This window comes from Mesorhizobium sp. M1078, assembly GCF_040318615.1.
Lineage (GTDB): Bacteria > Pseudomonadota > Alphaproteobacteria > Rhizobiales > Rhizobiaceae > Mesorhizobium.
This window is the reverse complement of the sequence record NZ_JAMYMP010000018.1, coordinates 90298-103676: the sequence shown is the minus strand read 5'-3', so window position 1 is coordinate 103676 and position 13379 is coordinate 90298. Positions and strand designations below refer to the sequence as shown.

Sequence of the window (13379 nt, the reverse complement as noted above, 5' to 3'; positions counted from 1 at the left end):
ATGATCCGAGAGGCCAACCGGCCCTGCGCATCGGGTGATTGGTCGTCGACGAGTTTAAGCTGCTCGAAAACGCGCCCTAGCAAGGCCAATTCGGCAGGCTTAAGGATCCCGGCATCCACGGCTTTTCGTCTGATGGGCATGACTAGTGTTCTTCCCTCACCGTCTCAAGCCGCGAGCCCGAAATCGGTTCCGGAACATTTTAGCTCAAACGCATGTTTCAATGGTTATGAAAATCGAAGCCGACGAATGCCGGGCAGCGTTGACGCTCATCCGGCGCACAATCGAGGACCACTGCCCGCCCGGCGTGCTGCCTTGCGAGGAAGCGGTTAACGGTCTCTATGGGCCGGGGCTCATGGATGAGGCGGAAGCACTGGCGGCTGCAATCGTCGCAACCATCGACCAGATGCAATTGCGCGTGATGACGAAACCGCCTGACCGCGCTGTCCCATTATAGGACGGCGCGGTCAAACCCCAACCTTGGCTGCGCAGGCGGCTTCGGCATTGAGTTCTACCCCGAACTCCGGCCGGCGCTGATCAGGCAATCTCCCACTGCGGCCCCGGCCATTTTCGTTGCACCCCGCGCGGGAGCCGCCTTGGCTGACGTCCACTAGCTCCCGCTCATCTTGACCCCGGGCGCAATGTATTGTCCGTATATGAACTCGACGAGTGAGGGCACTGCATCGCCATGTAGGCGGTCGGCCCCCGCGGCTGTCGAGCGATGTTTGAGGGAGCAGCGCATTGTTCGTCGATTACTACGAACTCTTGGAGATCAGCCCAAACGCCAACTCGGAGACACTTGAGCGAATATTCCGCTACTTTGCGATGCGCTATCATCCCGACAATCAGCAAACTGGTAACGAAGCCCGCTTCAGCGAAATAGTAGAAGCGCACAACGTCTTGAGGGATCCCGTTAAGCGCGCCCAGTACGATATCTCCTATCGAGAGCATGCCGGTGAGCGGCTTAAATTGGTCGAGGAGGCAAGCGACCCCAAAGGGGTCGAGAAGGATGCTTTGGTCCAGGCCAAACTGCTTTCACTGCTCTATGTGAAGCGCCGCCAGGATGTCGGCAATCCGGGCATTGGCGACGTCGAAATCGAACGGTTGTTAGGCTGTCCACCAGAGCATCTGGAGTTTCATCTCTGGTACATGAAGGCAAAGGGGTGGATTGCAAGAATTGAGAACGGGACAATCGCGATCACGGTTGAAGGCGTCGATCGCGCCGATTCCGAACTGCGTCGCGATACCAGCATTCGGCTCCTGAGTAGAGACTAGAGAGGGTATCTGCCCAAGATTCCGCAAGGCTCCAGAGGAGCCTCGCGCGTCATTTTGCCGAGACCAGATAGGCTGAGGAAATAGGGTCTTCGGTGGCCGCTTGCGGACGGGGGCAATGAGGATCATGCTGACGCTGGTCCTATCGCTTCCCTCGAAGTAGGCCAGCGAGACCTATTGTGAGGCAGTCCGGCATTTAGGATTATAGTCCTCGTTGCGGCGACCCCATCAAAACGGAGATCGCCAAATGGCCAGAACCAAACCTTCCGAACAGCTTTCCCGGGCTGAAGTCGAGCGCTTCCTGGCGGCAGCCGAAGCGCTGCACAAGAGCATCGTCGGGCCGCTCCTGGCGTATCACAGCGAGCACTACCAAGCTCTACGTGAGGTCCATCGACCGCTGTTGAAGTCGATTGAGACCATTACCGGCAAGAGGGCGCCATTCATCCAGCCGAACATGACAGGGCCAGCACAGCCGCGGGAGAAGCCTCCGGGCTAGTTCTCCTCGCGGAAGTCCTGCAGTGAGGCGTGGCGGAGGTCCTCCTCGCCGCGCAGGTGCTTCACAGCTCAAACTCATACGGGCACTCGGGAAGGGAGCGAGTTTAAATCGGGTTATGGTTGCAGCGCGGATTAGACCATCAGGCTTAATTGCTGCGCTGTCATTCTGCGGGTAGAATCGGGGTGTGGTTAATGCCACTCTCCAGCGTGGTCGGCACCGTCACGTCACCCAATGTAACGTTGCCCCCCGACAGCGCCGACCACGCTCAATGTTGGCCGATTAGGCCGGGGCCTCCCCTGTACGAAACCGTACCTTTGAACCTCCTTCGCTAAAAAGAGAGTAAATAAGTCCCTTCGCCGGAAGGGAGGCCGCGATGGATCTAATAAAGCATTTAGAAACCGGACGTGCGGTGATGGAAACCAGCTTTCAGTTGCAGAGCCGGTCGATGACCGGAACAGCTGCGTTCCGCAGCCACATGGACCACACCCGGCAAGCCATCCAAGAGTCGCGCGAACTGCTCAAGCGCCTTCGCCAACGCTACCGCGAAGATATGGCCCAGGTGCTCGAAGCCGAGGACGATCTCGCGCCGATGCGCGTATCGGGTTCGATGCCGACGTTCTCCGCTCCGCATTTCAAAACCTAGTCAGGGATGCAGACGTGCCCGAGTGTCAGTGGCGCGTTGTCGCTGAATGCTTGGTACGCGAATATGTCGGGTGTGAGCAGATCGAAGCCGGCTTGTTGGATTGGATCACGAAGAACTAGTGCCCGTTGAACGTGTTCACCCCACGGCGTGGACGATGGGAACATTGGTGAGGACGGCATGCGGTCACGGCTGCCGGAACATTCGCTGCGGCCATGTTAATGCCTATCTTTCCAACGCGGGGTGGCCTTTTTGTTGCGAGAAACCCGCCGCGCTGGCCTGGCACGACGGGCTCGATTTGCGGCTACATCCTTTCGGCATCGACCGCAGTGTCTCAACTTAGGACACCAGAAATTGTTCCGCCGGCCGTTCAGCAACCTTCCGTAGTCTTTTTTACCTGCCCAGGGGCTGCGGAACTGGCGCTTGTGTCCTGCTGGCCTGGGGCGGCCTGCTTTGCGCTACCTGTCTGTTGTCCTGGCGCGCAGTCCTTGGCCGAGTTCGAATTCGTTCCACTCGTGATGGTCGAATCCGTTCCGGTCGTCGCTCCCTGGTCAGTGCTCGGCATCGTCGTGGTTGTTGAGGATCCGCCAGTAGTTGTCGAGGACCCGCCTGTGGTGGTGCTGGTCGATTGGGCAAAGGCGAACCCAGTTGATAATGCCGCAATGGCTGCAGCGCAGAGAAGCCGTTTCATAGTGAACTCCTTTTCCGCAAACGTCCCTCCAGTGACGAAACATTTCAGGGAAACGACGGTTCCAAAATCGGGGCAAGAAACCACCGGGGATTCACATATTCGCGACTTGGATCCACATTGCTCGGATGGAAGCGATCTTCGATGACATCGCCAGAGCCCTCACAGAGCCCCGCCAGGACGTGTGGCGCCCTGTCCGCGCCTTCGACGATCTGGAAGTCGTCGGCTGCCAGGAGATCTGCCGTGCCATCGCCATGATCCAGAATGCGAAGACCGGTCGCCGTGACAGACAGGCCATTGTCGAACGCGAGGAACATCTGAGGCTCATCGATGGATCGTTTTCCGGATGACTTGATACACCTACCCTTGAGCTGAAGGAAACTGCGGACGTTCCGCTCGAGCAGCCTGGGGCCATGTAGCCGGTACATCTCGACCAGCAGATTGCCCGGCATCATTGTGAGAATGCAGCGGTATCCGCTGTTCGGCTGGCTGGCGATGACACATCTGAGCAAAGCGCCCAGCTCGCGGAAGTCCACATGGATCGCTCTTCGATCGCTTGGCCAATTCGATCCGCATCGCCGCCGGACAGGCATCGGGGAAGAGCGAAAGACGGTGCTGGTCGAGAGCTTTACCAGGTACCCATGAAGGGGGACTTTCACGATTTTCGCACCCTAGAGTAGGATCTCGGGAAACCAATGCAATCCACGGGGATAGTCAGAAGTAGGTTGATCGAGCGCACAATCACGCTGATCAGCAATGGCAAGACCTACGTTGAGCCCACAACCACCGCGTCCGTTTCTGCAGTCTGGGCGAGGAGCAGGGACATGGACGAAGGTTTGCTATCTAAGAATTCGACGCTGCTAAGGCACTGAAGCGCAAAAATCACGATCGTGGTTACCCGGTGGGCATCGACATTGGAACCAGCTCGCGAATTCAGCGTTTCGAGCGAGTGATCAGAAGTTTCGCTTACGCTCTTATCCTCGTCCAGGTATCCATGGCGACCGCGCTAGTTACACAGGTCTTCCTTACGACCGGCGAGGAAGCCCGTAGCTCAAAACGCTGGATTGCCTCAACGTCAAAGGACGACGAAGGATGCGCCAAGGCGATGTGGCCCAATATTCCTGAACGATGTTTGCACCGGGTCGAGCCGAAGGTAGTGACGCTCGTGCTTAGCCAAAACAACTAGTGGCGCATGGCTCTTTCTGACTTAAAGCCGCCATTCGCAGGTGGCCGCGCTGCCGCAGCACCAGCACCGGTCCGTTAAGCCTCGCTCAATCTCTGCAAGCTATCTTGTTGCCAGTTTGTCGAGGGTGACATGAAGCGCAAGTCGATAATGCTCTTTGCCTTCCCAGCTCTGATCCTGCTGATCCTGGCAGGGGAGCGCATAGCGACCTTCTTGCTGGGAGCATATCCGGCCAGTCCCACAATGTGGCGGTTCTGGCTTGAACTAAGGCCGCTGTCGACGATGTTCTGGCAACAGGTCGATCTTTATCTCGGGTCGTCGATGGTCCTTGATGCCTTGATGCTAGCCGCCGCGTCGACCGCTTGCTGGATGGCGTGCCGCACAAGAAGGTCGGCCGCGTTCTTCTTCCTTGCCAACCACGTCGCCCTGCTTTTCGCCGGGTTGATGATCGCTGTCACCGGCCATTCCGAAACAGCCAGCACGATCGCCTCTTTCACGGTACCCGGCGGCCTTCCGTTCCAACTAACGGTCGATTTCACCTTGAAGAACAGCCTTGTGCTGTTTCTGGGCGTGACGGCATGCGCCTACTGCCATGTCATCTTCCTCAGCGAAACCCGACAGCGGGCCGAAGCGCTGACCGCTAGGCTCGTTGCTCTGCAGCGAGATCTCTAGGATAGCCTCGCCTTTTTCCAGCGCTAGTTGATCTTTCGGTAGTAAACCTTGCCGTCGGCATGCTCTATGCGCTGGTAGTTGGAGCTTGGGGCGGGCGCTGCAGCTGCAATCCTCCTTTTGGGCGGACGCGGTGTATCGACGACGCTGGGCTCGGTCGCGTCTTCACTATCGAGAACAGCAGGCGCCTCCGCCATGCTGCTGGTCGTGTCGACGGAAGGTTCCGCTGCGCTCGACATGACTTCGTCACGGACAACAGGCTGGTTCTGTTCCAGCCGGGCTATGCTCCGGTTGATTTCGCCAAAGCTGCTCTGCAGTTGAGTGTCCAGTTTTTCAAATCGGCTCTGAAAACCGTTGTTGACCGTATCCAACTGGCTGCCGATTCGTTGTTCGAACGTCCCGAGGTGTTCCAGGCGCCCTTCCAGAAAGCGCATATCGCTGATGCCGCGGTAGAGATAAACCGCGGCTATCATATTCACCAAAGTGAGCACGGACGTGCCGATGATGACCGCGCCGATAATGCTTTTGTCGCTCGGTTTCCCAACGACAGCCTGGTCCCCGATGCGGGTTGCTGTCCCAATCTCGATTGCCGGCATGTCCGGTTCGCTGATCATCGTCATTGAACCACCACCTTTGCGCCGATCGCGACGCGCCTGAAGAGATCGATCACATCGGTGTTGGTAAGGCGAAAACACCCCGATGTTCCATCAAAGCCAACACCCTTGGGATCGTTGGTTCCGTGTATCCGATAGAGCGTGTCACGCCCGTCCCGAAGCAGATAGAGCGCCCTGGCGCCGAGTGGATTGTAGGGACCGGCCGGCACCATTTGCGGCAGGTCCGGCTGGCGAGCGCGCATTTCGCGGGGTGGGCGCCATTCCGGCCATTCGGTCTTCGCCCCCACCTTGACGACCCCGGTCCAGCCAAATCCGTCGCGTCCGACGCTGATCTGATAGCGAAGCGCCTGGCCCTGTCGGGTCACCAGATAAAGCGCTTTCTCGCCCTTGCGGATAACGATTGTTCCGGGCTGTTCTGTCGTCTCGAAGGCAACAGTCTTGCGCAGGCTGGGCCCCATTGCAGGCAGCGGCGGCCGATCCGAAAGTGCCGATCGTGCGCTGGCAAAATCCTGGACCAACATCATCAGCGCAATGCTCATGACGCAGGCCAATCCCGGGCCAATCCGATACCTACTTGGCCGCCCCCTATTTGGCAGCGTCATCGAGCCGCTCTTTGAACATCCGCTTGAGGTCCTTGTTGAAGCGCGCACGCCCATCCACCTCGGCAGGCAGGATAGCACGGTTCAGCGCATCGGCCAGAAGCGCATTGTCCAGCGCGACCGACTTGATGTGCGGCGCCTTGAAGATCTTCTCGAGTTCGCTGCGCGAAAAGTGGTTGCCGAACCATTTGCGCTTGTGCTTGTTCGCGACCAGCGTGATGCTGACAGCATTGCCACGCAACTCACGGATCTTCTTGTAGAGCCGTTTGCCTTGCCGCAGCGAGGCGACGTTGAGTTCGAAGACGATGAATATCTCATCGCTCGTCGACAGCACGGAATTGTGCCAAGGCGTCTCGATGTTCGGCAGGTCGATGACGATGTCGTCGAACCGGTAAGCCACAAGGTCCAGCAGCCGGAAGACAAAGTCACTGCCGTGCGGCTCGAAAGGCAATCGTGGCCTCTCGAAGGAATAGAGCGTCAGCCCGGACGGGCGCGAGAGCTTGATGACGTCCATCAGCTCGACATCGAGCCTCTCCGGCTGGCCGATGATCCCGCCGAGGTCGAACTGGTTGAACTGGTTGAGATAGGCGCCGCAATTGGCGCTCTGGAAATCGAGGTCGACCAGGCAGGTGGAAGCCCCGCGTTCCTTCGATTTCGACGCCAGGAATTCGGCCGCCGACAAAGCGAGCGTGGTCGCGCCGGCGCCGCCGCTGGCGCTGATGAAGGTGATGATGCGGCTTTTCGTTCCCTGGTTGCCGGTGTCGTGGAAGGTCACGGCGTTCAGCAGTTCCTTTCCGTCGAGCGGCTTGTGCAGCCAGTCCGAAGCGTTCATGCGCACCAGCACCCGCGTCTGCTCCGACGACAGCTCGTCGGAGACCGCAATCAGCGGCACGGTCGCCCAAAGGGCGCGCGCCTCGACGATGCCCGGCCTTCCGAGCAACTCGCCATTGCCGAGGTCGAGGATGACGATGCCGGGGCGCGTGTCCGCGGGCGGCCCTTTAAGGAAGTCGCCGGTCTCGGAAACCCTGACGTCGTAGATCGCCAACGCGTCGAGGCGCGTCGCCACATCGCGCTTGAAATTCGCATCCAACGAGAACAGCGCCACCTGCTTTCGCTTGGTCGGTGTAACCTTGGTGTTGATGGCGTTCATGGTGTCCACGTGCTCTTCATGTCTTCGCCCGTAACCGTGCTCAGCATGGAGGGCATGGTGATGTTTCCGAATCCGAGCAGTCCGGCCAGGAAGAAGAATTGGAAGGGATGATTTTTGATGCTTACGGTGATCGTCGGCACCGGCCCGCTGGGCCGCGTCCAGTAGCCAAGGCCGGAGGCGGCGTATTCGATCCGCACCTCTGACTTTTCCAGCATCGGCAGAAAGTCATGCATTCCGGCACGGTTGGCGGTGCCGTCATAGATCGCGTCGAACGCGGCCTGGCTCGCGTTGACGGGGTTGCACAAGCCGCCTCCGATACTGCAGCAAGCGACACCTGCTGTGCTCGCAGCGCAGACATAGTCATACGTGCCGGCCGGGACCGCGGTGCCGACCTTGGTGATATCGCTCTGCGTCAGCGTCTCAGATGGAAGCCCGATGGCGACAGGAGTAAAAATCTGCGCGAGTCTTGCGCCGGCTTGCACAGCTTTGTTTCCAGCGTTCCATTGGTAAAAGGCGTAGCCGAAATCGACGAACCCGAGCAGAAGCGTCAACAGTAATGGCAGGGCGATGGCCATTTCGACCATCGTAGCGCCAGACTGCTCAGCGCAGAACCTTCGGTCTTTCATCACCATCCGAAGACGCGCTCCTGATGCGATACTTTGATGTCGATGCTTCCAAAGCCCAGATAATCCCAGAACACCATGCCGTTGTATGGCAACGTGGTGCTGACCAGCACAACATCAACGTTGGCGCTATTACTTAGATAAAGTATGTTGCCACTGCCATCGGTCGCAGGAGTGGATGTCTTGGTGATCAAAACTGTCGGTGGAAGCCAGCCAGCCACTCTTGCGCTGCCGCCAACGACCGCGCCATTGGCAGCAAGGTTTTGGGCCTGACCTTTGCAAGTAGTCTCCCAATCGCTACTGCAGCGCGCCATGTAGCGGGCTGCATCCTCAACGCCTGCTGCAAGGAGCAGGCGCGTGTTCAAAACGTTGGAGAACTCGAACACACCGGCCGACAACAGCAAGACGAGTGGTACGGTGATCGCGACTTCCACCAAGGCAGCGCCCCTTTCGTCGCCCTGGAACCGCCGGATGATTTGGCCAAGCTTGGTCATGTCGGCTCTACCGATACAACTGGGCTTCATTGCGGAATGCTTTGTCGACAAGGGTGTTGTTGGCAAAGCCGCCATCGACGTCGACGATCTCCAGGCTGATAGGTTTTTCGGCGCCGGTACTTTCCGGATTGTCCTCGTCGTTGGGATTCACCTTCTGGATCGGGTTGTTTAGGAAGACGCTGGCATAGCCATCCGGCCGGACTGCGGTGTGCCCGTTCAACTTCGCCTGGTTCGCCTTGCAATCGATGATGGCCATGTTCATCAGCCGGCGGCTCGGATCTGCCTTGGTGAGGTCTCCCTTGTAGCAGGAAGGCGTTCCCACTTCGTTTGAAGGCCCTTTCGACTTGTCGGCCACGATCCCGGCAGTGATTTCATACATGTAGACGTCATACCTGGACGCGGGAACGCTACGCTTGAGCGGGTCAGACTTCGCCGGGAGGTTCGGATAGGCAGCGTTCTTGTGGTTGGCGGCCCAGTAGGCAGTCCAGAACGAATTCGCCGCGATCGGCAGTGTCATGCCCTTAGCCGAGTCATAGCCGCTGCCAACCGGCAGAGGCACTGCGGAACCATCTGTCGCGACATCAAACTTGTTGCAATTGCTGTTCTTGCTGGCTCCCTTGCGTACATTGCTCGCCGGGCGATAGCCAAGGTCTTTGTTATTTTTCAAAGATCCCTGATAGAGATCGAAGCGGACGTTAAGGCCAGTGTTGACCTGTCCCAAGGTGACGCCGGTTTTGGAAGTCAGCGAAGTGCGGCTGTAGCAGGTACCTGCGGATCCCCTGGCCATTCCGTCCTGTACCGACGTCAAACCGTTGTCGAGCAGGCCAAAGTTGCCTGGGCCGGGGTTGCTGTCGACTTTGAGAATACGAAATTCGCGGCTGTAAGTATCGCCCGATGCAAACGCCTGTTGGATCGTCTTACTGGTCAACGGGTCGGACGCCTCGAACGGGTTGCACATGAAGATCGGCACGGTTTCGCAGATCGACTGAACGAACCCGGCCACGGCCTGTGGCTGGATATCGATGGTGTCCTTGCTGCCGGTAAAGCTGGCGGGGAAGATCGTTTCGAAGGCACCGGCGCCATCGGCAAGTCCGGAAGCGTTCACCGTCACCAGGGAAAATGATACCGCCTTGGGATCGGTGCTTGCCCAGTTGACGCCATTCGCGTCAACGCCGTCGGCGCCCAATGCTATGCTGTCGCTCGCGGGTATACCGGTCAGGTAGGTAATGGTCACGTCAGACAAAGCGAGTGTGTGATCGCCTGACGTCGAAAACTTGGTCGTCTGGCTGGTCAGAAGGGTCGTTTTCGCCAGATTGGCTCGGGTGATCGAATCCGATTTTCCATCAAGTTCCGCGGCTGTCGCAAGCGCAAGCGCATCGACACCCTTCTGCAGATCGTTATGCAGCCCGTTGGCCCGGCTCATATCGATTGCAAGCAACGCGAAGCCGATAAGCACAGGCAACATAATCGCTACAAGGATCATCGCTATGCCGCGTTGATCGTTCCAGAACGCCCTAATGGTCCCCAACATGACCTTACTCTCTGCTTCCTTGCACCAGGCCCCTCGCTCACCCGGCGCATTGCGACCGCATCCTTCTGTTCAATTCGCTCCGTTGTTCACCGCCCCGCCGACATTGACCGTTATCGCAGGCGGTGGCGGTGGTGGCGGTGGAAATTTGTAGCCTTGGGCAACAGCGGCAGCCCGCCTGCCGTCGCCTTCAATATGTGTGTTCTTCGAGTTTGGGTTGAACGGATCGACCGTCTGCGCCAGCGAATTGTATTTCTGTGTGTCGCCGGCGGCCAGGGTCACCGAATCGTAATGGTTCAGATAGTCGGCGGCGCAGCTTGACAGCGCGCCGGCGCATAGAATGAGGATCAAGGCGCTATTTCTTGACATAGAGCATCTTGTCCTTCGATTTGAAGTCCAGCATGTGGCCATAGGGGCCAGTCACGCCGTCGCCCGTTTCGTATTTTCGGATCATATCCTTGTTCACCTCAAGCTGACCGAGCACGAAGAATTCCGGATCGTTGGCCGGCCGTGTCTTGTCGAACGGTGTCGCCAGTTGTTCGCCGGGCTTGACCGGCCGCACGACGTGCGGCGTGACGATGACGACCAGTTCGGTCTCTTCCTTCTGGTTGCTCGAATTTCGGAACAGCGTCCCGATGACCGGCACCTGACCGAGCCATGGCACCTGCTTCTGCAGCTTGGTGGTCTTGCTGGACAACAGCCCACCCACCGCGAAGCTCTGGCCGTCGCGCAGTTCGACGACGGTATCAAGCTTGCGGTTGGTGAAGATCGGGTCGCCGGCGGTGGTGAAACCGGTGAGGTCACTCACTTCCGGCGCCAGCTTCATATGGATCTTGCCGTCGTCGAGTACGACCGGCGTAAACCGCAGATTGACGCCGAACTGCTTGTACGTGATGGTTATCTGGCCATCGGTGCCGATGACACGGATGGGCACTTCGCCGCCGGCGTTGAAGCTGGCCGGCTCGCCCGAAAGCGTCGTCAGGTTGGGCTCAGCCAGCGTGCGCACCACACCCTTGGCCTCGAGCGCTTCGATAATCAGGTCGACCTTGATGTTGCTGTCGATAACCCGGGTGATCAAAGCCGCAAATGGATTGCTGCCCGACAAGAGGCCGCTGAGCAGATCGCCCGGGCCGAGCACCACGCCATCTTCGTCGGCGGCTGCAACGCCCGTACCTGTACGGGTTGTGCCGCTGCCATTCGTGCTCCTTATTGAAACACCGAGATCGCGGCCGGCATTGCGCTTGGCCTCAAGCACGCGGACCTCAAGATTGACCTGCTGGCTGTCGTCGACGATGACGGAATTGATGATGGCGTCGGGGCCATACTGCTGTGCCACTTCCAGGATCGATGCCAGCGTCGCGCCATCCTTCACGTGACCGCCAAGCCTCACCTTGCCGTTGATCGAACCGATCTCGATGCGCGCCCTGGGCGCCACCTGGCGGATCGCCTGCGCCATGTCGCTGACGTCGACGCCAACTTCGATCTGGATGACGCCGAGCGAACGCTTTTCCGGGGAGAAGAGATTGACCGTGGTGGTGCCGGCGCTCTTGCCGATGACATAAAGCGTTCGGTCGGTCATGGGCTGGGCATCGGCGATCTTCTCGTCGCCGACAACGATATCGCCGAGATTGGCGCTCACCTGGAGCGTCACCGACTGGGACATCGGCAGGAAGATGCGATGGACGCTCGGGTTCGATACGTCGATGAAACGGTCGGCTGCCTCAGTCCCGAGGCTAGACGTCAGCAGCGCAGCCATACAGCACAGCGCGGCCGCCGCTACCCTCATCCAAAACCCCTGCATCCCATCTCCCAAACTGCTGCCGCCGGCAGCCCCGCTTCGCCGCATCCCTTTATGGTTGTCGCGGCACGTCATAGGATTCGAGCTTTACGCCGCGAAAGACGCCCACTGTAACATTCTTCGGCGGTTCCGGCTCCAAATACTTGATCACTTCCTTGACGACTTCTTTTGATGCGGGTGCCGTCACCACGGCCGGCACTGGCTTGACCTTGCTCAACTCGTCGAGCTGGCTTCCCACCCTGTCCACGGCCTTTTCCAATCCGGCGATCTTGTCATCCGCGCGCTGGCGTTCGGCGGCGGCCCCGGCGTCGGCAGCGGCCTGTTTGTCAAGTTCGGCCTGCCTCTTTGCGACATCGTCCGGCGTCTCGCCGTTCAGATCGGAAAGCGTGACGCGTTCGGTCGCCTCGCCCTTGTTGGCGGCTGCCTGGCGCAGTGCAAGAGACAACTGCCCCGCACCGGCGGCCAGCGTCAGTCTCTGCGCGTCCTTTGTGGTGGCTTCGAGTGTCACCGACTTAACCACCGTCGGGTTGTCCTTGCTCACGTCAGCGACCTGGTCGACCGCGAGCACTTTCATGCTCTGCAGCAGAACGTCGACAAAACTCTTGTCCATGCCGTCATCGCCGCGCACCGAGCGCGTCAGCAGCACATCAACCCGGTCACCCGGGAATACGAAGCCGGCGACGCCAAGCACGTCGTTGACGCGGATGGATACGGCCTTCATGCCTTCACCCAGCACCGCCGAAAGTGTGGCGCGCTGGCCTGGACCGGTGATCTTGGTGGCGAGCACCGGCTCGTTGGCGCTGATAGCCTGCAGCGCCTGTCTTGCGCCGTTGCCGGCAATCGCGTCCTTGGTGGTCTTGAACGCGCCTGCTGGTATTGCGCCGGCCGGCCACGGGATCTCGCGCAGCTTGTCCGCATCCAGCGTGTCGCCGAATTTCAGCGGCATTGCCGCAACGACGACCGTACTGGTCTGTGCTCCATTGGATTGCGCCATCGCAGTGCGCTGGCTCGCCAGCCAAATATTTGCAAGCACAACCGCAAGTACGCCGAACACGCCGGCGAGGACAATCATGATAAGAGTATTGGCGCGCATCTCTCCACCCCAAAATCGCCCCCCAGGACGATGCTAGTTTCTTCCTGATGCAGAAAAAACCCGGGTCGAGATCGATCCCGACCCGGGAGTTCACTTCATATCACGGCGTGCAATCGCCGTTGCCGGCAACACCGGCTGCATCGACACCTTTGCCGTCAAGATTTGCGCAAAGACCGGTGAACTGATCGCCGACCCAGCCGCCGATTGCGAGCACCGCCAACAGTGACGCCGCAGCGATAATGCCGACCAAGATAGAATATTCGACCATAGCAGCGCCGTTTTCGTCGTCGCGGAACTGCCGGGTCATCGTCATGAGCTTCTTCATGTCAATTTCTCCCCTTTGGAGTTGAACCCGACGAGACAGAGCCAAGGATGAACTCCATACCCAAGCATCCCCCGTCGCCTCAATCCTAAGGCTCGCGAAAAAGCAGAGTCAAACGGGATTAACAATTCCTTAACCTTCCAATACCTATGCTCGCGAGTTCAAGGGCGACTTGAATTCTTACAAGAGCTTGATTCTGCTGATTTTTCAATC

At 58.9% G+C, this 13379-nt stretch carries 16 protein-coding genes; 5 read left to right on the top strand and 11 right to left on the bottom strand.

The window, feature by feature from the left end; all coding sequences use genetic code 11:
• Positions 1 to 220 precede the first annotated feature (220 nt).
• The 4 genes from NKH38_RS22225 to NKH38_RS22210 all read left to right on the top strand — a co-directional run bounded on the left by NKH38_RS22225 (position 221) and on the right by NKH38_RS22210 (position 2408).
• Positions 221 to 454, top strand: coding sequence for a hypothetical protein (locus tag NKH38_RS22225; RefSeq protein WP_352763330.1), 234 nt, complete (start codon positions 221 to 223; stop codon positions 452 to 454).
• A 284-nt stretch (positions 455 to 738) separates the two neighbouring features.
• The gene (locus NKH38_RS22220; protein WP_023672646.1) at positions 739 to 1272 is read left to right on the top strand and encodes a J domain-containing protein; all 534 of its coding nucleotides are present in this window, start codon (positions 739 to 741) and stop codon (positions 1270 to 1272) included.
• A gap of 244 nt (positions 1273 to 1516) precedes the next feature.
• Positions 1517 to 1765 (top strand): hypothetical protein, encoded by a 249-nt coding sequence (locus tag NKH38_RS22215; protein WP_352763332.1) that lies wholly within the window; start codon positions 1517 to 1519, stop codon positions 1763 to 1765.
• A gap of 373 nt (positions 1766 to 2138) precedes the next feature.
• Complete coding sequence (locus tag NKH38_RS22210; protein ID WP_352763333.1) at positions 2139 to 2408, top strand: hypothetical protein; 270 nt, start codon at positions 2139 to 2141, stop codon at positions 2406 to 2408.
• A 732-nt stretch (positions 2409 to 3140) separates the two neighbouring features.
• On the opposite strand, the gene NKH38_RS22205 is transcribed toward NKH38_RS22210, so the two are convergent.
• The gene (locus NKH38_RS22205) at positions 3141 to 3629 is read right to left on the bottom strand and encodes an AIPR family protein (protein ID WP_352763335.1); all 489 of its coding nucleotides are present in this window, start codon (positions 3627 to 3629) and stop codon (positions 3141 to 3143) included.
• Between the two features lie 779 nt (positions 3630 to 4408).
• Between NKH38_RS22205 and NKH38_RS22200 the strand changes: the two genes are divergently transcribed.
• Positions 4409 to 4948, top strand: coding sequence for a hypothetical protein (locus NKH38_RS22200; protein WP_352763337.1), 540 nt, complete (start codon positions 4409 to 4411; stop codon positions 4946 to 4948).
• A 23-nt stretch (positions 4949 to 4971) separates the two neighbouring features.
• Here the strand turns inward: NKH38_RS22200 and NKH38_RS22195 are convergent, their stop codons facing one another.
• The 10 genes from NKH38_RS22195 to NKH38_RS22150 form a co-directional block, all read right to left on the bottom strand.
• Positions 4972 to 5565, bottom strand: a complete 594-nt coding sequence (locus NKH38_RS22195; protein WP_352763338.1) for a hypothetical protein — start codon at positions 5563 to 5565, stop codon at positions 4972 to 4974.
• Positions 5562 to 6161, bottom strand: coding sequence for a L,D-transpeptidase (locus tag NKH38_RS22190; protein WP_352763340.1), 600 nt, complete (start codon positions 6159 to 6161; stop codon positions 5562 to 5564). Before NKH38_RS22190 ends, NKH38_RS22195 begins: the two co-directional genes overlap by 4 nt.
• Positions 6145 to 7308, bottom strand: a complete 1164-nt coding sequence (locus tag NKH38_RS22185) for a CpaE/TadZ family protein (protein WP_352763467.1) — start codon at positions 7306 to 7308, stop codon at positions 6145 to 6147. The genes NKH38_RS22190 and NKH38_RS22185 overlap by 17 nt, the downstream gene beginning before the upstream one ends.
• Positions 7305 to 7934, bottom strand: a complete 630-nt coding sequence (locus NKH38_RS22180) for a TadE/TadG family type IV pilus assembly protein (protein WP_352904492.1) — start codon at positions 7932 to 7934, stop codon at positions 7305 to 7307. Before NKH38_RS22180 ends, NKH38_RS22185 begins: the two co-directional genes overlap by 4 nt.
• On the bottom strand, positions 7934 to 8425 hold the full coding sequence (locus tag NKH38_RS22175) for a TadE/TadG family type IV pilus assembly protein (RefSeq protein ID WP_023744418.1): 492 nt from the start codon (positions 8423 to 8425) through the stop codon (positions 7934 to 7936). Before NKH38_RS22175 ends, NKH38_RS22180 begins: the two co-directional genes overlap by 1 nt.
• Positions 8426 to 8432: 7 nt before the next feature.
• The gene (locus NKH38_RS22170; protein WP_352763346.1) at positions 8433 to 9956 is read right to left on the bottom strand and encodes a TadE/TadG family type IV pilus assembly protein; all 1524 of its coding nucleotides are present in this window, start codon (positions 9954 to 9956) and stop codon (positions 8433 to 8435) included.
• 69 nt (positions 9957 to 10025) lie between these two features.
• Positions 10026 to 10304, bottom strand: a complete 279-nt coding sequence (locus NKH38_RS22165; RefSeq protein ID WP_352763347.1) for a hypothetical protein — start codon at positions 10302 to 10304, stop codon at positions 10026 to 10028.
• A gap of 4 nt (positions 10305 to 10308) precedes the next feature.
• Complete coding sequence (locus tag NKH38_RS22160) at positions 10309 to 11754, bottom strand: type II and III secretion system protein family protein (protein ID WP_352763349.1); 1446 nt, start codon at positions 11752 to 11754, stop codon at positions 10309 to 10311.
• Positions 11755 to 11803: 49 nt separating this feature from the next.
• A complete protein-coding gene (gene cpaB, locus NKH38_RS22155) occupies positions 11804 to 12844 on the bottom strand; it encodes a Flp pilus assembly protein CpaB (protein WP_352763351.1) in 1041 nt (346 codons plus the stop codon).
• A gap of 100 nt (positions 12845 to 12944) precedes the next feature.
• Positions 12945 to 13169 (bottom strand): Flp family type IVb pilin, encoded by a 225-nt coding sequence (locus tag NKH38_RS22150; RefSeq protein ID WP_352763353.1) that lies wholly within the window; start codon positions 13167 to 13169, stop codon positions 12945 to 12947.
• Positions 13170 to 13379: the final 210 nt, after the last annotated feature.